General features: G+C 65.1%; 18 protein-coding genes and 1 pseudogene. 11 read left to right on the top strand and 8 right to left on the bottom strand.

Features of this window, described 5'->3' with window-relative positions:
• Nucleotides 1–82: 82 nt before the first annotated feature.
• Nucleotides 83–1,177 carry a Glu/Leu/Phe/Val dehydrogenase dimerization domain-containing protein gene (locus IEG05_RS05130; protein WP_046617993.1) on the bottom strand — a complete coding sequence of 365 codons (1,095 nt, stop codon included), beginning with the start codon at nt 1,175–1,177 and terminating at the stop codon, nt 83–85.
• Between the two features lie 150 nt (nt 1,178–1,327).
• Nucleotides 1,328–4,798 carry an indolepyruvate ferredoxin oxidoreductase family protein gene (locus IEG05_RS05125; RefSeq protein ID WP_046617789.1) on the bottom strand — a complete coding sequence of 1,157 codons (3,471 nt, stop codon included), beginning with the start codon at nt 4,796–4,798 and terminating at the stop codon, nt 1,328–1,330.
• Between the two features lie 241 nt (nt 4,799–5,039).
• On the opposite strand from IEG05_RS05125, the gene IEG05_RS05120 reads away from it, so the two are divergent.
• Nucleotides 5,040–5,510: an Lrp/AsnC family transcriptional regulator gene (locus IEG05_RS05120; protein ID WP_003281718.1), complete on the top strand. Its 471-nt coding sequence runs from the start codon at nt 5,040–5,042 to the stop codon at nt 5,508–5,510.
• Between the two features lie 237 nt (nt 5,511–5,747).
• On the opposite strand, the gene IEG05_RS05115 is transcribed toward IEG05_RS05120, so the two are convergent.
• Nucleotides 5,748–6,164 (bottom strand): DUF192 domain-containing protein, encoded by a 417-nt coding sequence (locus tag IEG05_RS05115; RefSeq protein WP_014821541.1) that lies wholly within the window; start codon nt 6,162–6,164, stop codon nt 5,748–5,750.
• Nucleotides 6,165–6,274: 110 nt separating this feature from the next.
• On the opposite strand from IEG05_RS05115, the gene IEG05_RS05110 reads away from it, so the two are divergent.
• The 4 genes from IEG05_RS05110 to IEG05_RS05095 all read left to right on the top strand — a co-directional run bounded on the left by IEG05_RS05110 (nt 6,275) and on the right by IEG05_RS05095 (nt 11,190).
• Nucleotides 6,275–7,615: a short-chain fatty acid transporter gene (locus IEG05_RS05110; RefSeq protein ID WP_046617787.1), complete on the top strand. Its 1,341-nt coding sequence runs from the start codon at nt 6,275–6,277 to the stop codon at nt 7,613–7,615.
• Between the two features lie 270 nt (nt 7,616–7,885).
• Entirely contained in the window at nt 7,886–9,277 is a 1,392-nt protein-coding gene (locus tag IEG05_RS05105; RefSeq protein WP_191121717.1) for a GntP family permease, read from the top strand.
• A 109-nt stretch (nt 9,278–9,386) separates the two neighbouring features.
• Nucleotides 9,387–10,157: a 3-hydroxybutyrate dehydrogenase gene (locus IEG05_RS05100; protein WP_191121716.1), complete on the top strand. Its 771-nt coding sequence runs from the start codon at nt 9,387–9,389 to the stop codon at nt 10,155–10,157.
• A 136-nt stretch (nt 10,158–10,293) separates the two neighbouring features.
• Nucleotides 10,294–11,190 (top strand): ribose-phosphate diphosphokinase, encoded by an 897-nt coding sequence (locus tag IEG05_RS05095; protein WP_046617786.1) that lies wholly within the window; start codon nt 10,294–10,296, stop codon nt 11,188–11,190.
• A 267-nt stretch (nt 11,191–11,457) separates the two neighbouring features.
• Here IEG05_RS05095 and IEG05_RS05090 read toward each other — a convergent pair.
• The 3 genes and pseudogenes from IEG05_RS05090 to IEG05_RS05080 form a co-directional block, all read right to left on the bottom strand.
• Nucleotides 11,458–12,237 (bottom strand): annotated as a pseudogene (locus IEG05_RS05090) (DNA-formamidopyrimidine glycosylase family protein); the annotation flags it as partial.
• A 66-nt stretch (nt 12,238–12,303) separates the two neighbouring features.
• Complete coding sequence (locus IEG05_RS05085; protein ID WP_191121715.1) at nt 12,304–13,188, bottom strand: pseudouridine synthase; 885 nt, start codon at nt 13,186–13,188, stop codon at nt 12,304–12,306.
• A 163-nt stretch (nt 13,189–13,351) separates the two neighbouring features.
• Entirely contained in the window at nt 13,352–13,615 is a 264-nt protein-coding gene (locus IEG05_RS05080) for a PepSY domain-containing protein (RefSeq protein ID WP_191121714.1), read from the bottom strand.
• Nucleotides 13,616–13,840: 225 nt separating this feature from the next.
• Here IEG05_RS05080 and IEG05_RS05075 point away from each other — a divergent pair, with 225 nt between their 5' ends.
• Entirely contained in the window at nt 13,841–14,617 is a 777-nt protein-coding gene (locus IEG05_RS05075; RefSeq protein ID WP_046617784.1) for a DUF899 domain-containing protein, read from the top strand.
• A gap of 2 nt (nt 14,618–14,619) precedes the next feature.
• Here the strand turns inward: IEG05_RS05075 and IEG05_RS05070 are convergent, their stop codons facing one another.
• Nucleotides 14,620–14,976 (bottom strand): copper-binding protein, encoded by a 357-nt coding sequence (locus IEG05_RS05070; protein ID WP_041014967.1) that lies wholly within the window; start codon nt 14,974–14,976, stop codon nt 14,620–14,622.
• 172 nt (nt 14,977–15,148) lie between these two features.
• Here IEG05_RS05070 and IEG05_RS05065 point away from each other — a divergent pair, with 172 nt between their 5' ends.
• The 4 genes from IEG05_RS05065 to IEG05_RS05050 are packed head-to-tail and all read left to right on the top strand — an operon-like array spanning nt 15,149 to nt 17,749.
• The gene (locus IEG05_RS05065) at nt 15,149–15,457 is read left to right on the top strand and encodes a PepSY domain-containing protein (protein WP_003301967.1); all 309 of its coding nucleotides are present in this window, start codon (nt 15,149–15,151) and stop codon (nt 15,455–15,457) included.
• Nucleotides 15,458–15,465: 8 nt separating this feature from the next.
• On the top strand, nt 15,466–15,771 hold the full coding sequence (locus IEG05_RS05060) for a PepSY domain-containing protein (protein WP_125877783.1): 306 nt from the start codon (nt 15,466–15,468) through the stop codon (nt 15,769–15,771).
• Nucleotides 15,771–16,436, top strand: a complete 666-nt coding sequence (locus IEG05_RS05055) for a response regulator transcription factor (protein ID WP_014821557.1) — start codon at nt 15,771–15,773, stop codon at nt 16,434–16,436. The genes IEG05_RS05060 and IEG05_RS05055 overlap by 1 nt, the downstream gene beginning before the upstream one ends.
• The gene (locus tag IEG05_RS05050; RefSeq protein ID WP_014821558.1) at nt 16,433–17,749 is read left to right on the top strand and encodes a sensor histidine kinase; all 1,317 of its coding nucleotides are present in this window, start codon (nt 16,433–16,435) and stop codon (nt 17,747–17,749) included. The genes IEG05_RS05055 and IEG05_RS05050 overlap by 4 nt, the downstream gene beginning before the upstream one ends.
• 3 nt (nt 17,750–17,752) lie before the next feature.
• Here the strand turns inward: IEG05_RS05050 and IEG05_RS05045 are convergent, their stop codons facing one another.
• On the bottom strand, nt 17,753–17,968 hold the full coding sequence (locus tag IEG05_RS05045; protein ID WP_003281738.1) for a hypothetical protein: 216 nt from the start codon (nt 17,966–17,968) through the stop codon (nt 17,753–17,755).
• Nucleotides 17,969–18,293: 325 nt separating this feature from the next.
• On the opposite strand from IEG05_RS05045, the gene IEG05_RS05040 reads away from it, so the two are divergent.
• Nucleotides 18,294–19,166 (top strand): helix-turn-helix transcriptional regulator, encoded by an 873-nt coding sequence (locus IEG05_RS05040; RefSeq protein WP_046617782.1) that lies wholly within the window; start codon nt 18,294–18,296, stop codon nt 19,164–19,166.
• The last annotated feature ends 895 nt before the right edge of the window (nt 19,167–20,061 follow it).

The raw sequence follows: 20,061 nt of genomic DNA, 5'->3' as shown, positions 1-20,061 counted from the left end.
GGAGCGGGCACGGCGCTGGCGATCAGAACCGGCCGCCCCGCTCAGTGAAGGCCGGCACGCCCAGGCGACCGGCCGTCAGGACTCATGAAGCCTGGCGCTTGAGTGCCTCGGCCTGCGGTACGCCGGCGGCGTGCAGGCGCTCCAGCGCCAGGCGATCGGCGATTACCGAGGTCGGCTCACCGCTGGCAGCGGAGCGGGTGAATATCTCGCGCAGGGTATCGCCGATGGCGTTCACATGAGCGTCGATCTGCGCGGCGCTGCCGCCGGTGCGCTGGTAGTAGACGTCGATGATGCCGCCGGCATTGATCGCATAGTCCGGCGCGTAGAGCTGGTTGCGCCGCTGCAGTTCGATGCCGATCTCGGCGGTGGCCAGCTGATTGTTGGCCGCCCCGGCGATCACCGGGGCGCGCAGCACTTCCAGGGTCTGCTCGTTGAGGATGCCGCCCATGGCGCAGGGCGCGAAAACGTCCACGTCCAGGCCGTAGATGTCCTGCGGGCGCACCACGTTGGCGCCCACTTCCTCCATCGCCTGCTTGACGTTGGCATCGAAGATGTCCGCCACCCACAGCTCGGCGCCAGCCGCCTTCAGGTGCCGCGCCAGGCCCAGGCCGACATGACCAACACCCTGGATCGCCACCTTCAACCCGGTCAGATCGTCGCGACCGAGGCGCTGGCGCACCGCTTCCTTGAGGCCGACGAACACGCCATAGGCGGTGGATGGCGACGGGTCGCCGCTGGCGATGCTGCCATCCAGCGTGGTGCGTGGCGTGGCGCCGACCACATGACGGGTGCGCTGGGCGAAGGCCTGCATCTCGGCATCGCCGGTGCCGGAGTCGGCGGCGGTGATGTAGCGCCCGCCGAGGCTGTCGACGAAATCACCCATCGCATGCAGCAGCGCCTGGCTCTTGCCGGTGTGCGGGTCACCGATGATCACCGCCTTGCCGCCGCCGAGCTTGAGTCCGGCCAGCGAGGATTTCAGCGTCATCCCGCGCGACAGGCGCAGCACATCGCGCAGGGCGTCGTCGTCATTGGCGTAGGGAAACATCCGACAGCCACCCAGCGCCGGACCGAGGCGCGTGTCGTGGATGGCGATGATGGCTTTCAGACCCGACACCTGGTCATGACAGAAGACCACCTGCTCGTGGCGATCGAAGTCGGGGTGAGCGAAGACGGACATTTGGGTTACCTCGTTCTTGTTGGTCTGATGCTCTGCAGCCAGCAGAGCCTTGTTGTCTGGTACCGGGGCCACCGCTATTCGGGCGATCCGGGCCGCGAAAAACTGGCTGTCAGGCGTTACTCCTGCGCCAGTAACTTCGCGGCCATCGCGCTAGGCCGCAGGCTGGAACAGCCGCACGCTCTGCACCTCGTCGCCCTTGGCCAGCTGCTCGCGGAGCAACTTCTCTTGCTGGCGGGCCTTGGCAATGGAGCGCTCCTTCACCGGGCCGTAGCCGCGGATCTGTTCCGGTAGCGCGGCGATGGCCACGGCGGTGCGGTAGTTGGTCGGCTTGAGCTGGGCCAGCAGCTCGTCCACGGTTTTCTCGTACTCGCTGATCAGCTGGCGCTCGACGCGGCGGTCGTGGCCATAGCCGAACGGATCGAGCGGCGTACCGCGCAGGAAGCGGAACTTGGCCAGCACGCCAAACAGGTTCAGCACCCACGGCCCCAGCTCGCGCTTGCGCGGTTCACCGGTGACGGGGTCACGCTTGGCCAGCCAGGCTGGGGCGAGGTGAAACTGCAGCTTGTAGTCGCCCTCGAACTGCGCTTCGAGCTGCTGGCGGAATTCCGGCTCGCTGTACAGCCGCGCTACCTCGTACTCGTCCTTGTAGGCGAGGAGCTTGAAGTAGTAGCGCGCGACGGCCTTGGACAGCGCCAGATCGTCCGCGCTATCGGCGTCGCGCACGCGCTCGACCAACTGGCGATAGCGGCGCGCCAGTCCGGCACTCTGGTAGCGGGTAAGGAAGTCCACGCGCCAGTCGACGATCTCTTCCAGGGTCTTGCAGATCGGTTCGACCATATCGACGGGGCGTGCCAACTGCTCCACCGCTTCACGCTCGAGCACGGCACGGCGGCCCCAGCGGAAGGCCTGCAGATTCAGCTTGGCGGCAACGCCGTTGAGCTCGATAGCCTTCTCTATGGCCTCGGCGCTGATCGGCAGCAGCCCCTGCTGATAGGCGAAGCCGAGCAGGAACAGGTTGGTGGCGATGCTATCGCCGAGCAGTCGCGTGGCGAGGCGGGTGGCGTCGACGAAGTGGGTCTTCTCGGCACCGACCGCCGCGCTGATGGCCTGCCGCATGGCGCCGCCGGGCACCTGGGCGTCGGGGTTGCGGGTGAACTCGGCGGTGGCCGATTCGTGGCTGTTCACCACGGCGTTGCTGATCTGCTCGTTGAGGCGGGTCAGTGACTCGTCGCCCGCCGTGACAATCAGGTCGCAGCCGAGCAGCAGATCGGCCTCACCGGCGGCGATGCGCACGGCGTAGATGTCGCTCTGCTTCGCGGCGATGCGCACGTGGGTGGTCACCGGGCCGAACTTCTGCGCCAGGCCGGCCTGGTCGAGCACCGTGCAGCCCTTGCCTTCCAGATGCGCGGCCATGCCGAGCAGCGCGCCAAGGGTAGTCACACCGCTGCCGCCGACACCCGGAATCAGCACGTTCCATGGACGATCCAGCGTTGGGTGCAGCGGCTCGGGCAACGTCGCCGCCTCGATACCGCCAGCCACGGCTTCGGGCTTGCGCAACCCGCCGCCATGCACGGTGACGAAGCTCGGACAGAAGCCCTCGACGCAGGAGAAGTCCTTGTTGCAGGCGTTCTGGTCGATCTCGCGCTTGCGCCCCAGTTCGGTTTCCAGCGGCAACACGGCGAGGCAGTTAGACTTCTCACCGCAGTCGCCGCAACCCTCGCAGACCGCCGGGTTGATAAAGGCGCGCTTGGCCGGGTCTTCCAGCTTGCCGCGCTTGCGCCGACGACGCTTCTCGGTGGCGCAGGTCTGGTCGTAGATGATCACCGAGACGCCCTTGAATTCGCGCAACTCGCGCTGCACGGCATCCAGTTCGCGGCGGTGATGGAAGCTGGTGATTGGCGCGAAGGTATCGCGGGTCGGGTACTTGTCCGGCTCATCGCTGACCAGAGCGATGCGTTTGACGCCTTCGTGGAAGATCTGCCGGCTGAGCTGGTCGACGCGCAGCTCGCCGTCGATGGGCTGGCCGCCCGTCATGGCCACAGCATCGTTGTAGAGAATCTTGTAGGTCACGTTCACGCCGGCCGCGACGGCCGCACGCACGGCCAGGCTGCCGGAGTGAAAATAAGTGCCGTCGCCGAGGTTCTGGAACATGTGCGGGGTGTCGGTGAACGGCGCCTGGCCGATCCAGTTGACGCCCTCGCCGCCCATCTGGGTAAAGGTCTCGGTGCGCCGGTCCATCCACTGCACCATGTAATGACAGCCGATGCCGGCCGAGGCACGGCTGCCCTCGGGCACCTTGGTCGAAGTGTTGTGCGGGCAACCGGAGCAATAATGCGGCGTGCGCACGGTGCTGTAGCTGCGCGCGGCCAGGGCCTTCTCCTTGGCATCGAGGAAAGCCAGGCGGGTGAGGATGCTTTCGCTGGTGTAAATCGGCGCGAGGCGCTTGGCGATCACCCGGGCGATCATCGCCGGGGTCAGCTCGGAGAGATTCGGCAGCAATGAATTGCCCTGCTCGTCGAATTCGCCGACCACCCGCGGGCGCTTGCTGACCGGCCAGTTGTAGAGCTGCCCAGTGAGCTGGTCTTCGATGATGCTGCGCTTCTCCTCGACCACCAGAATCTCGTCCAGCCCCTGGGCGAACTCGTGCACCGAGACCGGCTCCAGCGGCCAGCTCATGCCGACCTTGAGCACCCGCAGGCCGACCGAGGCGCATAGCGCTTCGTCGAGGCCGAGGTCATCCAGCGCCTGGCGCACGTCGAGATAGGACTTGCCGGTGGTGATGATGCCCATGCGCGGATTCGGCGAATCAAGCATCACCCGGTTGAGGTTGTTGGCGCGGGCGAAGGCGCGCGCAGCGTAAATCTTGTACAGATTGAGGCGCTTTTCCTGGGCCAGCGGCGGGTCCGGCCAGCGGATGTGCACGCCGTCCTCGGGCAGTTCGAAATCTTCTGGGATGCGCGTTTGCATGCGCAGCGGATCGACTTCCACCACGGCGGAAGAATCGACGTTCTCGGCGATGGTCTTCAGTGCCACCCAGCAGCCGGAGTAGCGCGACAGTTCCCAGCCGATGATGCCGTAATCGAGAATTTCCTGAACGTTGGCGGGGTTCAGCACCGGAATCGAGGCGGCGATGAAGGCATGCTCGCTCTGGTGCGGCAGCGTCGAGGACTTGCAGCCGTGGTCGTCACCCGCCAGCAGCAGCACGCCGCCGTTGGGTGCAACACCTGCCGCATTGCCGTGCTTGAACACGTCACCGGCGCGGTCGACCCCCGGGCCCTTGCCGTACCACATGGCGAACACGCCGTCGTACTTGGCGCCGGGGAACAGGTTGGTCTGCTGGCTGCCCCACACCGCGGTGGCGGCCAACTCTTCGTTGACGCCCGGCTGGAAGTGGATGGCGTGTTGCTTGAGGTAGTCGCGGGCTTCCCAGAGGCTCTTGTCCAGCCCGCCCAATGGCGAGCCGCGATAGCCGGAGATGAAGCCACCGGTATTCAAACCACGAGCCTGATCACGCTGATGCTGCAGCATCGGCAAGCGGGTCAGCGCCTGGGTGCCGGTGAGGTAAAGATGACCGGTTGCAAGCCGGTACTTGTCGTCCAGACGGATCTCGGCCAGAGACATGGGGCGCTCCTAATTTGTTGTTATCGGAGTCAGGGTTGCGTTGTTCGCTACCCGCCTGACGCAGTCATGGAGAAACCGCACGGTTGTCTCTCCACGCCGGCAATCGGCAGGGGATCACCCCACCGTCGCGTGTCGATTAACAGTCTGGCCGTGACGAAGAGAGATTTTCTTTCTACTTTTGCGGTAGAACAGCGCTTCTGTGCATGACCCATTCGCTAACAACAAGAAAACAGGCACGACCATGCAGACTTCGCCCCTAAGCAGCATCGATCGCAAGATCCTCCTTCTGCTGCAACACAACGCCGATCTCTCCGCGGCGGAAATTGCCGAGAAGGTCGAACTGTCGCAATCGCCGTGCTGGCGACGCATCCACCGCATGCAGGAGGAGGGGCTGATCGAGCGCAAGGTCGCCCTGCTCAACCCGAAGAAACTCGGGCTGAACATGACAGTGTTCGTCAACATCAAGCTCTCGGCCCACGGGCGCAGCAACCTCGACGAGTTCGAGCGGGCGGTGGTGGGTTACCCCGAGGTATTGGAGTGCCACACCATGGCTGGCGAGTCGGATTACCTGCTCAAGGTGGTGGCGCGCGATATCGACAGCTACGAACGCTTCCTGCGCGACCAGCTTTTGCAACGCCCCCACGTGCAGGAGGCGCACTCGCATATCGCCATGAGCGAGGTGAAGCGGACCACGGAGTTGCCGCTGGATTGAGCCTACAGACCGGGTTCGCGGCGGGCGGAGGACAAGGCGGAGCCGTTATCCACCCTACGAGCGAAGCAGCCGCACGAGGGAATGAAAGCGTAGGGTGGAAAACGGCCAGAGCCTTTTCCACGCGTCCACCAAGATCGCCTCCGACACCGTCCCAGACATCCGCATGCGTCGGGCCTGGTTACGGTGAATAAGGCTTCGCCGTTATCCACCCTACGCACCGACGCACCGCTTGCACGCCTACTCCTCCGGTATCCCTTCCAGCCGCGCGTCCCGTCCGATCTCCCGCTCAGCGAACCAGCCCTGATCCATCTCCAGCGCATAACGTGCCGGCCGCTTCGAACAACGAATCTCGGTATTGAACGGCTCCAGATCGATCACATCGACCAGAACGCCGTCCTCATCGAAGAACGCCGCGGACAACGGCAGCGGCGTGTCCTTCATCCATAGGCAGTGCCGGCGCACTTCATCAAAGCGGAACAACATGCCGCTGTCGCTGGCAAGTTCACTACGCCCCATCAGACCACGCTGGCGCTGCAAGAAGGTATCCGCATATTCGGCCTGGAGTTGATGCCCGCCAAGCTGCAGCCGCAACGGCTCGGCGGGCTGGGCGGTGGTCGCGACGGCCATCAGCGATAGCAGCAACGCAATACGCATAAAGCAATCTCCTGAGACCGGGTACGGCGGAACAGCCGGCCGCCGCCGCACTCATAAGCGAAACGCCGCACCTGCGCGGCGACATAACGACAACAAGGGAGAACCCCATCGTGCTCAACAGAATAACCGCGGTCAGCGTCTACCTGGTGCAACGCTTCCTCCCCTCGCCCTTCGTCTTCGCCATCCTGCTCACACTGATCGTGCTGATCGCCGCCATGCTCAGTACCGGTCAGGGCCTGCCGGCGATGGCGCAGCACTGGGGCAACGGCTTCTGGAACCTGCTGGCCTTCACCATGCAGATGTCGCTGATCCTGGTCACCGGCCATGCCTTGGCACGGGCGCCGGCGATCAACCGACTGCTCGACCGCATGGCCCGCATCCCGCAGTCCCCGGGCCAGGCCATCGTGCTGGTCACGCTCGTCGCGTTGGCCGGTTCCTGGATCAACTGGGGTTTCGGCCTGGTCATCGGCGCGGTCTTCGCCCGCGCGCTGGCGCGTCAGGTGCGCGGCGTCGACTACCCGCTGCTGGTGGCTTCGGCCTACTCCGGCTTCCTGATCTGGCACGGCGGCTTTTCCGGCTCGATTCCGCTGTCGCTGGCCAGCGGTGGCGCCGATCTGGAAAAGATGACCGGTGGCGCACTGACCGAGGCCATCGGCGTCGGCCAGACGCTGTTCGCCTCCTACAACCTGATCATCATCGCCGTGCTGGTGGTCGGCCTGCCGCTGCTGAACTGGGCCATGCAGCCGAAGACGCCGAAAGTGGTCGACCCGGCGCTGCTGGAGGAACCCCAGCCAAGCGACATCCCGCGGGAGACCGCTACCCAGCGCCTGGACGACAGCCGCACCCTCGGCCTGATCATGGTCGCGCTGGCGGTGCTGTTCTTCTACCGGCACTTCAGCGAGAACGGCCTGGCGTTGAGCCTGAACATCGTGATCTCGATCTTTCTCTTCACCGGCCTGCTGATGCATGGCACGCCGGAGCGCTACATGCGCGCCATCGAGGAGAGCATTCGCGGCATCGCCGGCATCGTCGTGCAGTTCCCTTTCTACGCCGGGATCATGGGGATGATGGTCGGCGCCAATGCGGCCGGCGTATCGCTCGGCCGACAGGTCACTGACACCTTCGTAACCTGGTCGACGACCGAGAGCTTCCCGGTGCTGGCCTTTCTCAGTGCCGGGCTGGTCAACGTCTTCGTGCCCTCCGGTGGCGGCCAGTGGGCAGTGCAGGGGCCGATCATGCTGCCGGCTGGCGCCGCGCTCGGCGTGGCACCGGAAGTCACGGCCATGACGATCGCCTGGGGCGATGCCTGGACCAACATGATCCAGCCGTTCTGGGCGCTGCCGCTGCTGGGCATCGCCGGGCTCGGTGCCCGCGACATCATGGGCTACTGCCTGCTCTGCCTGGTGTTCTCCGGCGTGGTGATCGCCGGCGGGCTCTATTTCCTGACCTGAGGCCGGAGCATTCCGGACGGCGACGTTGTCCGGAATGCTGGACCGCACTGTCCAGGATGCAAGACACAAGCGCCGTCCAACGATCTGGACACTCAAGATAAAGACCATGCAAATCAGCGAGTTGCGTATCTGGCACGGAACTCGCTAAATCACCGTGCGGCCTGTCCGCAGCCGAAACAAGAAAAACAAGCGCCTGCCGTGCAGCAGCGAGTCCCCGAATGCCCTCGGCAGCGTTCGGTCGTGCCGCACGGGGCCAGGAGATCGTCCCCGATGAGCGTCGTCATCGCCCTTGCTGCATTGGCCCTGCTGATGCTCGCCGCCTACCGCGGCTACAGTGTCATCCTGTTTGCTCCCATCGCCGCCATGGGTGCGGTGCTGCTCACCGACCCGTCCGCCGTGGCGCCGGCGTTCACCGGCATCTTCATGGAGAAGATGGTCGGCTTTATCAAGTTGTACTTCCCGGTGTTCCTGCTCGGCGCGGTGTTCGGCAAGCTGATCGAGATGTCCGGCTTCTCGCGCTCCATCGTCGCCGCGGCGATCCGCCTGCTCGGCACCAGCCAGGCGATGCTGGTGATCGTGCTGGTCTGCGCGCTGCTCACTTACGGCGGCGTGTCGCTGTTCGTCGTGGTGTTTGCCGTGTACCCCTTCGCCGCCGAGATGTTCCGCCAGAGCAACATGCCCAAGCGGCTGATCCCGGCGACCATCGCCCTCGGCGCATTCACCTTCACCATGACCGCCATTCCCGGCACGCCGCAGATCCAGAACATCATCCCCACCACCTTCTTCAACACCACCACCTGGGCGGCGCCCTGGCTCGGCCTGATCGGCACCCTCTTCGTATTCGGCCTGGGCATGCTCTATCTCAAGTGGCAGCTCGGCAAGGCCATTGCCGCCGGCGAAGGCTACGGCACCAACCTGCGCAACGAGCCGGAGACGCCGGCCGACATCGCCCTGCCCAACCCCTGGCTGGCGCTGTCGCCGCTGCTTCTGGTGCTGGTCGCCAATCTCTTGTTCACCCGCTGGATTCCCGAGTTCTACGGCACCAGCCACAGCCTGCAGCTGCCCGGCATGAGCGCCCCGCTGGTCACCGAGGTCGGCAAGCTCACCGCCATCTGGGCGGTGGAAGCGGCGCTGCTGCTGGGCATCGCGCTGGTGCTGGCAACCAGCTTCGGCACCCTGCGCGGCAAGCTCGCCGAGGGCAGCCGCACGGCGGTCGGCGGTTCGCTGCTGGCGGCGATGAACACCGCGTCGGAATTCGGCTTCGGCGCGGTGATCGCCTCTCTGCCGGGCTTCATCGTGGTGGCCGACGCGCTCTCGGCGATCCCCAATCCGCTGATCAACGAGGCCATCACCGTCAACCTGCTGGCCGGCATCACCGGCTCGGCCTCTGGCGGCATGAGCATCGCCCTGGCCGCGATGGCCGACAGCTTCGTCGCCGCCGCCCACGCCGCGCAGATTCCGCTGGAAGTGCTGCACCGGGTCGCCTCGATGGCCTCCGGCGGGCTCGACACCCTGCCGCACAACGGCGCGGTGATCACCCTGCTGGCGGTCACCGGGCTGACCCACCGCGAATCCTACAAGGACATCTTTGCCATCACCCTGATCGCCACGGCCGCGGCCTTCTTCGTGATCGGTGTGTACTACGCTACCGGCATCGTCTGATCGCGGCGCTTCGCCGATTTCGGCGAGCATCACGACATCTGCGATTGCCTTCCGACAACAAGAAAAACGAGGCGCCGCCCAGCGCGGTCGCCGCCAAGCGGGAGAAACCATGAACCTCACAGGCAAGACCGCACTGGTCACCGGCTCCACCAGCGGCATCGGCCTTGGCATCGCGCTGAAGCTGGCCGAAGCCGGCGCCAACCTGATTCTCAACGGCTTCGGCGATGCCTCGCCGGCGCTGGCTGAAGTCGGCCGCCATGGCCACAAGGTCGGCCACCACGGTGCGGACGTGTCCGACCCAGCGCAGATCGCCGAGCTGTTCGCCTACGCCGAGCGCGACTTCGGCGGCGTCGACATCCTGGTCAACAATGCCGGCATCCAGCACGTGGCGCCGGTGGAGGAATTCCCGGTGGAGCGCTGGGACGCCATCATCGCCATCAACCTGTCCTCGGCGTTTCACACCACACGCCTGGCCCTGCCCGGCATGCGCCAGCGCGGCTGGGGGCGGATCATCAATATCGCCTCGGTGCACGGGCTGGTGGGCTCCGAGCAGAAGGCCGCCTACGTCGCCGCCAAGCACGGGCTGGTCGGGCTGACCAAGGTCGTCGCGCTGGAAACCGCCACCACGCCGATCACCTGCAACGCCATCTGCCCCGGCTGGGTGCTGACCCCACTGGTACAGCAGCAGATCGACGAGCGCGCGCGGGAAAGTGGTGACGAACAACGCGCCCGCCACGACCTCCTCGCCGAAAAGCAGCCCTCGCTGGACTTCGTCACCCCCGCGCAGCTAGGTGCGATGGCGCTGTTCCTCTGCAGCGAGGCCGGCGATCAGGTACGCGGCGCCGCGTGGAACATGGACGGCGGCTGGGCAGCGCGCTGACGACGACTGACCTCCCACGGCGAACGGCTGCGAGCTGCAGGCTGTCTGTATCCCATTCAGGCGGACTGCCGCGCCGAGATCGCCCGAGGTTCAGGTCGGCAGCGCCGAACAGCCAAAAACCGTTTCGGGAGTGCCGATGCAAAGCCAGCTGCTGTATTTCGATGACGAGCGCGCCGCCGCCCTGCGACTGGCCGAAGCCTCTGGGCTGGCCGCTGCGGCAGTCGAGCGCCACCGTTTTCCCGATGACGAACTGCGCCTGCGTCTGCCACTGGGCGAAGGCGAGGCCATCGCCGAGCAGCTGGTGATCTACCGCGGCCTCGACCATCCCAACGAGAAGCTGGTCGAGCTGCTCCTGATCGCCGGCGAGGCGCGCCGACTGGGCGCCAGGCGACTGATCCTGGTCACGCCTTATCTGGCCTACATGCGCCAGGACATCGCCTTCAATCCCGGTGAAGTGGTCAGCCAGCGGGTGCTTGGCCAGCTGCTGGCCAGCCAGTTCGACGGGCTGATCACCGTCGATCCGCACCTGCACCGCGTCGCTACCCTGCAGGAAGCCGTGCCTCTGGAAGATGCCGTGACACTGTGCGCGGCACCGGCGCTGGCACGGCTAATCGCCGAGCGGCATCCCGATGCCCTGCTGATCGGCCCGGATGCCGAGGCGCTGCAGTGGATCGAAGCTGCCGCCGTCGAACATGGCTTCGAACACGGCGTGTGCAACAAGGTGCGCCACGGCGATCGCCAGGTCGACATCGCACTGCCGGCGCTGGAGTTTGCCGGGCGCCATGTAGTGCTGCTCGATGACGTCGCCAGTTCCGGCCGCACCCTCGCCAATGCCGCGGAGAAACTGCTGGCCGCTGGCGCCGCCTCGGTAGACGTCGCAGTGACCCACGCGCTGTTCGCCGATGATGCGCTGGCGGTGATCCGCGCCGCCGGGGTCGGTCAGATCTGGAGTACCGACTGCATCGCCCATGAGAGCAATGCGGTGAGCATGGCCTCGCAGCTGGCTGACGCGCTCAGGCCGCTGCTGCGCTGAGGCGATACTCAACGAGCGGCACATAGGGTGAAAAACGCGGCAGCTTCCCACTGTCTCCCTCCAGCCCGGCTCCGAGCCCCGCTAGCCTCGAGGACAAGGCGGTGCCGTTGTCCACCCTACGAGGCCCCTGCACCGGCCGGCCATCTGCGCCCCAACACCACGGCCGCCGTAGGGTGGAAAATGCGCAGCTTTTCCACCGGTACCCGGCGACCACCTCGGCGGCGGCGAACCAACCGCGTTGACAAGGCCGCTCCATTGTCCACCCTCCCCCTCATCCACCGCGCCCGGCTCGTCGGCCACGATCTGCGCTGAGTCGCCATAGCGCTTCTGGCAGCGCAGGCAGAAAAACGCCCGGCGTTTGCTGCGCCCCAGCGCCTTCGCCTTGCTGAAGGGAATCTTGCAGCGCGGACAGATATCGCGGTTGTGGGCCAGCCAATGGGCCTTGAGGGTGCCTTCGCGCTTCCACTGCAGGAACTCGAAACTGTAGGTGCGCGTTTCATGCACTAGCTCGCGCAGCTTCGCCGCCGGCAACTCGCCGATCAGCGACAGCGGATGGATGCGGATGCGAAACAGCACTTCGTTCTTGATGATGTTGCCGGAGCCGGCAAACAGCGTCTGGTCCAGCAGCGCGTCGCAGGCCAGCATCTGCGGATGCGCACGCAGCCGCTTGAGCGCCGCGCGCGGGCTCCAGGCGTCGCTCATCAGGTCCATGCTCCAGTCGTACGTCGCATCCAGCGGCCCTTCGATCAACTGCACCGAGCAGGCGTAGAAGTTCAGCTCGCCGTTGGCAAAGCCCAGGCTCAGCCGCGCTACGGCGTCCTTGCGCTCGTTGATGCGGTAGCTGCCGAACAGCAGCAGGTGGATGCGGACGGAGACGTCGTCCAGCTCGATCAGGAAATGCTTGCCCCAGCTATGGAAGCCACGCACCACCTGACCGGCCAGCCGGGACATGTCGATCTTGGCGCTGCCCTCGGCACGTTCGATGGTGCGCCCGGCGAATGCCGCGACTTCTTCACGCAGGATGACGATGGAAGGACCTTCGGGCATGGCTGCACCAGGGGCTGGGCTGTCTTGGATTTGAGACTCGCCAATCCCACGAAGGTGCGCCCACCGTTACCAATCCAGTTGCAGCGTGCTCTCGAATTCGCGCAGCGCTCCGCTCAGCGGATCGCTAAAGCGCAATCCACGCGCCAGCAGCTTCAGTGGCCGCGCGTAGTCGTCGGCCTCACGCTCGCTGCGCTCGAGCAGCTCGGGATAGAACGGGTCATTGCAGATACCGGCGCAGAGCGTGGCCATGTGCAGGCGCAGCTGGTGCTTTTTGCCGCTGATGGGGGAGAGCCCGTAGCGCCAGAGGTCGCCGCGCCGTTCGAGCACCTCGATCAGCGTTTCGCTGTTCGGCTCACCGGCGCCCTCACGCATCAGGAAGAAGGGGTCGCCCGGCACCATGCACAGGCGTCGGCGCAGGGGAAATTCGAGATGCGGCAGCGCCGGGCAGATTGCCTCGTAGCGCTTGCTGATCTCCCGCTCACGGAACAGCGCCTGGTAGGCACCTCGGCTCCCCCGGTTGGCCGAGAACAGCACCAGACCGGCGGTGAGCCGATCGATACGATGAATCGGTACCAGATCGGCGTTACCCAGCCGTTTGCTGAGCCGCGCCAGCAGGGTTTCGTTGACGTATTCGCCAGCTGGCATCACCGAGAGAAAGTGCGGCTTGTCGGCTACCACCAGATGCTCGTCGACGTGCAGGATGCGTTCTTCGAACGGCACCGGGGTCTCATTCGGCACTTCGCGAAAGTAATGAATGCGCATGCCTACCCGATAGGCCTGCGCGGCATCGATCGGCTGCATCTGCGCATCAAGCACGCGGCCGCGGGCGATGCGATCGAGCCAGGTAGCGCGACTGATCGCAGGGAAGTGCGCGCACAGGCAGTCGAGCACCGTAGGCCAATCGCCTGGCGGCAGATGCAGGGTGCTGGGGCGGGAACTGGAAGCGGACATGAATGCAGCTACACGGTAGCGACGAGGGAGGTGGATGATACCTGCTCTGTCAGTAGCTGCCTCCCGTTGCGGGAGCGCTGTGGCAAGTGGCTGCTGAGCGCAGCGCCGCCAGGGGGCAGGCGATGCGCTCAGCGAAGACGCCAGGCGAGAGGAACGCGCAGGCTCAGTCTTCCTTGTCCTTGGTCACTTCGCCGGTACGGCCATCGATCTTGAACTCGTACTTCTTGCCGTCCTGCTTCATGCCCTCGCCTTCCCAGCCATCATCATCGGCCTCGATGCCGTGCAGTTCGGTGTAGCCGGCGGCCTTGGCCTTCTCTACGGCCTGTTCGAGGCTGATCCAGTCGGCGCCGGGCTTGTCGGCGGCGAAGGTAGCACCAGAACCGAGGATGGCAACGGCGAGCGCGGCGGTCAGTGTCTTGTTGTACATCTCGTTATTCCTTCTGCGAACGGGATCAGATCGGGCCATACGGTTGGCCCTTGCCTGAATTACGAGCGCGGCGGCGGCCGCTAAGTTCAACCACAGCGCCGCCAGCCGCCGGACGTTCCCTGGCCCGATGTCGATTTCGCCCGGCGCCAATCGACTCTGTCACAGGGCCATTGCCGCGCGGCGGTGGCTCCGCGCCCGCTCCCAATCCGCGCCCCGGAGGTCTACATGGCAACGCACAAGGTCGTATCCGATCAGGACTGGCTGGCCGCCCACAGCGCCCATCTGCAGGAAGAGAAACAGCTCACCCGCCAGCGCGATGCGCTCAGCGAAAAGCGTCGGCAACTGCCCTGGCGACGCCTTGCGCAGGACTATCGCTTTCACGATACCAGCGGCGCGGTTCGCCTGAGCGAGCTGTTCGAGGGTCGCAGCCAGCTGGTGATCAAGCACTTCATGTTCGGCCCGGACTGGACCGAGGGTTGCGTCGGCTGTTCGTTCGAGGCCGATCATATCGGCGGTGCGCTACTGCACCTGCTGCAGCATGACGTCAGCTTCGCCGCCATTTCCCGCGCGCCGTTCGAGCGGCTGGAGGCGTTCCGCCAGCGCATGGGCTGGCAGTTCCGCTGGCTGTCGTCGGCCGGCAGCATGTTCAACCGCGACTTCCACGTGTCCTTCGATGCCGAGGACATCGTCGAGGGCAAGGTCTTCTACAACTACGCCTGGCAACCCTTCGTCTGCGAGGAGCTGTCGGGCTTCAGTGTTTTTTACCGCGACCCGCAGGGCGACATCTTCCACACCTTCTCGACCTATGGTCGCGGCGCGGAAGAACTGCTCGGCACCTATGTCCTGCTGGACATGACGCCCAACGGGCGCAACGAAACCGGGCCCCAACACAACCTCACCGACTGGGTACGCCTGCATGACCGTTACGACAGCGACGATCGCGTTGCCCCGAGCGGACGCTCAGAGCCCGCCGGCTGCTGCCACGAGCAGGCGCGACGCTGAGGCTACTGCCGTCGAATGAAGACGATCTGCGGGTCCATCTCGCCGTTGCTGAAGCGGAACTCCACCGCATCGCCCACGGCCAGCCCGCCGAGCTGTGCGGCGTCCGCCTTGAACGGCATCACCATCGCCGGCCACTTCAACTCCGGCACCGGCCCGTGGGCGATGGTGACGCTGCCCTGCCGGGCATCGATGGCGCGGATCACGCCTTCGGCCTGGTAAGCGGGCTCGGCCTCCAGGCTGTTGCCAGCCGCCACATCATCGACCGGTGGCGGTGTGGTGGAGGGCTTCAGCAGATCCTCGGCAGAGGCCTGGCCACTCAGCCCGAGGGTCGCAAGCAGTACGAGAAACACGGTTTTCATGACGACTCACCCCGATCGATCGGTCGTGCTGACCTGCAGCAAGCGTAGTCCCCATGGCGCGGTTCGCCCTCGCCCGAACGGTGCATTCGCAGCCGCCTGGCGACGTTCAGTTTCGTTTAAGCAAGCCCCCGTAACCTGTGAATCGTCGAAACCAACCACAGGAATCAAAACCATGAAAACACTGACTACGCTGTTCACCGCCGCCACCCTCGCCCTCGGTGCCAACCTGGCCATGGCCAAGGACATCGGTCCCGACGAAGCACTGAAGCTGCGCGATGCCGGCACCATCCAGTCGTTCGAGAAGCTCAACGAAGCGGCACTGGCCAAGCACCCCGGCGCTACCGTCGAAGAGACCGAGCTGGAAGAAGAGTACGGCCGCTACGTCTATCAGCTTGAACTGCGCGACGACAAAGGTGTGCAATGGGACGTCGAGCTCGACGCCAAGACCGGCGAAGTGCTGAAGGACCATCAGGACGACTGAGGCCATCCATGCGTGCCCCCCTTTTCATAACCGTTCCACTGACCCTGCTGCTCGCTGCCACTCCGGCGGCGAGCCGCGACCTGGACCAGGATGAGGCCCTGCGGCTGCGCCGCGAGGGCCTCATCATGCCGCTGGAAGCTCTGCTCCAGCGCGCCATGGAGCGCTATCCGGGGGCCAGCCTGCTGGAAGCGGAGCTGGAAGAGGAGGATGGCATCTACGTTTACGAGATCGAATTGCTCACCACCGACGGCGTTGCCCGCGAGCTCGAACTGGATGCCCGCGACGGGCGCCTGCTCAAGGATGAAGAAGACTGATGCGTCTGCTACTGGTCGAAGACAATGTTCCACTGGCCGATGAACTGGTCGCCAGCCTCAGCCGCAACGGTTATGCCATCGACTGGCTGGCCGATGGCCGCGACGCCGGATACCAAGGCGCCAGCGAGCCCTATGACCTGATCATTCTCGACCTCGGCTTGCCTGGCAAACCGGGGCTGGAGGTGCTGCGCGACTGGCGTGCCGGCGGCCTCACCACACCGGTGCTGATCCTTACCGCGCGCGGCTCCTGGGCCGAGCGCATCGACGGCCTCAAGGCCGGCGCCGACGACTACCTGACCAAGCCCTTTCATCCCGAAGAACTGCTGCTGCGCATCCAGGCGCTGCTGCGCCGTGCCCACGGCCTGGCCAACCAGCCCATGTTGCAGGCCGGCGGCCTGGAGCTGGACGAGTCGCGCCAGTGCTGTCGCAAGGACGGCCAGGACATCGAACTCACCGCCGGTGAATTCCGCCTGCTGCGCTATTTCATGCTGCATCCAGGGCAGCTGCTGTCGAAAACCCAGCTGACCGAACACCTGTACGACGGTGAAACCGAGCGCGACTCCAACGTCATCGAGGTGCATATCAACCGGCTGCGCGGCAAGCTCGGCCGCGAACTGATCGAGACGCGCCGCGGCCAGGGCTATCGCTTCGGCGGCCAGCCGTGAAGTCCATCCAGCGCAGCCTCAGCCTGGCGCTGATCGCCACCCTGCTACTGGTCGCGCTGGTGCTGGTGCAGACCAGCCTGTGGCTCTTCGAGTCAGGCCTCAGGCGCAGTCTGGAAACCGATCTGCGCGAGGAAACCGAGGGCCTGCTGATTGCCCTGGTGAAGGGGCCGAACGGCGATCAGCTGGACGTGCAGCGCCTCAACCCGCGCTATCAACGGCCGTTCTCCGGCCACTATTTCAAGATCGAACTGCCCGAGCGCACCTGGCGCTCCCGCTCGCTGTGGGACGCCTCGCCAGAATGGCCGGAACGCGCGGGCCTGGCGGACGAACTGCTCGACGGCCCGCAGGAACAGCGACTGCTGGGTTATCGCGCCGAGTACCGCCGCGACGGCCAGCCGATCATCATCAGCGTGGCGCAGGACTACACGCCGGTCCTCGAAAGTTTTGCCCGCGTGCGGCTGAGCGGCCTCGGCCTGGTCGGTTTCGCCCTGCTCGCCCTGCTGCTGTTGCAGCGCTATGCCATGGGACTGGCACTGCGCCCACTGGAGCGCGCGCGGCAGCAGATCGCCCAGCTGCAGCAGGGCCAGCGCCAGCAGCTGGACCAGCAGGCGCCCGTCGAGCTGCAGCCGCTGGTCGAGCAGATCAACCACCTGCTCAGCCACACCGAAGACACCTTGCAGCGCTCGCGACACGCCCTGGGCAACCTCGGTCACGCGCTGAAGACGCCACTGGCAGTGCTCGGCAGCCTGGTGCAACGTGAAGAACTCGCCGCCCACCCCGAACTGCAGGCCAGCCTGCAGGAGCAGCTGGAGCAGATCCAGCAACGGGTCAGCCGCGAACTGGGCCGCGCGCGGCTATCGGTGGACGTGCTGCCCGGTGCGCATTTCGACTGCGACGCGGAACTGCCGGCACTGTTCGATACGCTGGCGATGATCCACCGCAGCGGCCTCGACCTGCGCTGGCAGGCGCCCGCCGGCTGCCGCCTGCCGCGTGATCGCGAGGACATGCTCGAGCTGCTGGGCAATCTGCTGGATAACGCCTGCAAGTGGGCCCGTAGCCGCGTCGAGCTGAGCATCGAGCGCAGCGGCGATGGCTTCGTCCTGCTGGTGGACGACGACGGACCGGGGATCCCGGCGGCACAACGCGAGCAGGTCATCAACCGTGGCGTACGGCTGGACGAGTCGGCGGAAGGTCACGGCCTGGGGCTGGGAATCGTCAGCGATATCCTGACGGCCTGGCGTGGCGAGTGGAGTCTGGAAGAAAGCCCGCTGGGCGGTTTGCGGGTGCGCATCGCACTGCCGGCGACGCGCTGAGCATCATTGCGGACGAGCCAGTTCGTTACGCATGTCTTCGAGTATGGTTTCGACCAGCAGGGTGTTCTGCACCTGGTGCCCGGCCATGATGCGCGTGGCGTGGGTGCCATTGATCGGGTAGCCGACATGCACCAGCAGGCGACCGTCCGCTTGCGGCTCGACGCGCGTGCGGTACTGCGAGGTGAAGGTTTCGGCCAGGTAGCGGGAAAGAGTCTTCATGAAGCATCTCTAGCAATGAGCCTGAGACAAAGACCCTGTTCATCGCTCGGAGATTCATGCCGTCCATCGGGAATCCACTGATCTTCATAGAACTGTAACCCTCATCACCCCTTCCGATCGCCGCTGCCATAGGCCAGCCAGGCCAGAAACAGCATTACAACGAACGCCATGCAGGACATCACCAACGCGTTGATCATCAGGCTCATGTCAGGGTCTCCTCATCCACCGGATCGAGTTGAAACATACCCCGAATATATGTAGCGTTGCGCGACACGTCGACCTGCTCGACATAGGCATGTAAATCTTTGGAACAGGTGCAGAGGCGATGAAACGCAAGCAATCGATCAGTCAGATTCGCTGGGACCTGGCGCTGCGCTACCGGCTGATCGAGACCATCGCCTGGTGGGAAGGCCGCCTGACCACGGGCCACCTGATGCAGAGTTTCGGCATCAGCCGCCAGCAGGCATCGAAGGACATCAACACCTACCTGAACGAACATGCGCCCAAAAACCTGACATATGACCGCCACCTGAAAGGCTACAAGCCGACCAAAGGCTTCCAGCCGCTGTTCATCGACGGCAGCGCCAGCGCCTATCTGCATTTACTCGACCAGAACCGTGTGCGCGCCCCGCATATCGAGGGCCTGGCGCTGGCCTACGCGCATACCGAAGTGCTGCAGGTGCCGGACCGCAGTATCCGACCCGAGGTGCTGCGGCCGATCCTGCAGGCCTGTCGCGAGGGGCTGCGGCTGGAGAGCGAGTATGTCTCGCTGGCCAATCCCGAGGTGGAAATCCGCGTGATGGCGCCGCACACGCTGGTGTTCACCGGCATGCGCTGGCATGTGCGCGCCTACTGCGAGAAGAACCGCGAATACCGCGACTTCGTGCTCAGCCGCTTCCGCGGCGAGCCGGACCTGATGGACGCCAGCGAACACACCCGCGAACAGGACGAGGCATGGAACACGCCGGTGACCGTGCTGATCGAGCCGGACGCACGATTGAGCCCGGCACAGAAGGCGATCATCGAGGTGGATTTCGGCATGGTCGAGGGCCAGCTGCCGGTCGAGACGCGCGGAGCGCTGGTGCAGTACGTGCTGCAGCGCTTCGGTATCGATCCGAATACCGTGCAGGCCAATGCGGCGGCGCAGCAGCTGCAGGTGGGGAATCTGCAGGCGTTGAAGGAGTGGTTGTACTCGTGAGGGCTCTTGGGGGCGCTCTTGGCCGTGAAGGGCGTCGGCACGGAGCTCGGTATGTGAGCGGCGCGATTTCCTTGGCGTTTGGCTCAGGTTTCGCCCTGCTGGGCGACTCACTTTTCTTTGCACGCGCAAAGAAAAGTAAGCAAAAGAAAGCGCGCCCCTACATCCGGCCCTGCGCTACGCGCAGGGTTCGTTCGCTTCATCGCCGCTCCAGGGGTCGGCTTACAAGGGCCATCCATGGCCCTTTAAGCCTTTCGCCGCATCCATGCGGCTCACCCCCTTGCGCAACGATTCCGCTCTCCCTACTGAAGGGGAATCTGGTGCTGCCTGTCAGGCCGCGCATGGAAACGCACAAAGCAAAGTCAACTGCGAAGCAAAGCGTAGTTAGCCTTCGATCCATCAGGCGACCCGGACTGGAATCCGCCTCAGGAGGCCGAACTCAGCCCTTGCACAGCGGGACGCGAGCAATGGACGCCGAGCGAGGAATGACGGGACAGGGACGTACCGTCATGACGTGTCCCGATATAAGGTGGAACACTGATCAACATTTTCCACCGCTGGCTTCAAGCAAGGTGTTGCCGGACCACGGCGGGTTACTTTGCAAACCGGTGGGTAAGCGTCGCGTTACCCAAGCTACAGACAACGCAACCAAGCAGAGCGTGGGTTCGGCCATTTACAGCGCCCCCTGCCCATCCCCAATTGCACGACCTTTCAGGCAACACCAAACGCCCCTTTCAGGAGGCCGAGTGCAGGTGGCGTGGAAAGGGTTGAGCGGCATGGATGCCGCGAGAGCTGCGATGGGCCAGGGATGGCCCTTCGCAGCGGGCCCTTGGAACGTCACCGGAACGAGGGAACCCCGGCGCAGCCGGGGCCGGATGGAGGGGCAAGCGTTTTTGCT

Source organism: Stutzerimonas kunmingensis (genome assembly GCF_014764705.1).
GTDB lineage: Bacteria > Pseudomonadota > Gammaproteobacteria > Pseudomonadales > Pseudomonadaceae > Stutzerimonas.
The sequence above is the reverse complement of the archived record's forward strand: the minus strand, read 5'-3'. Positions and strand labels throughout refer to the sequence as shown.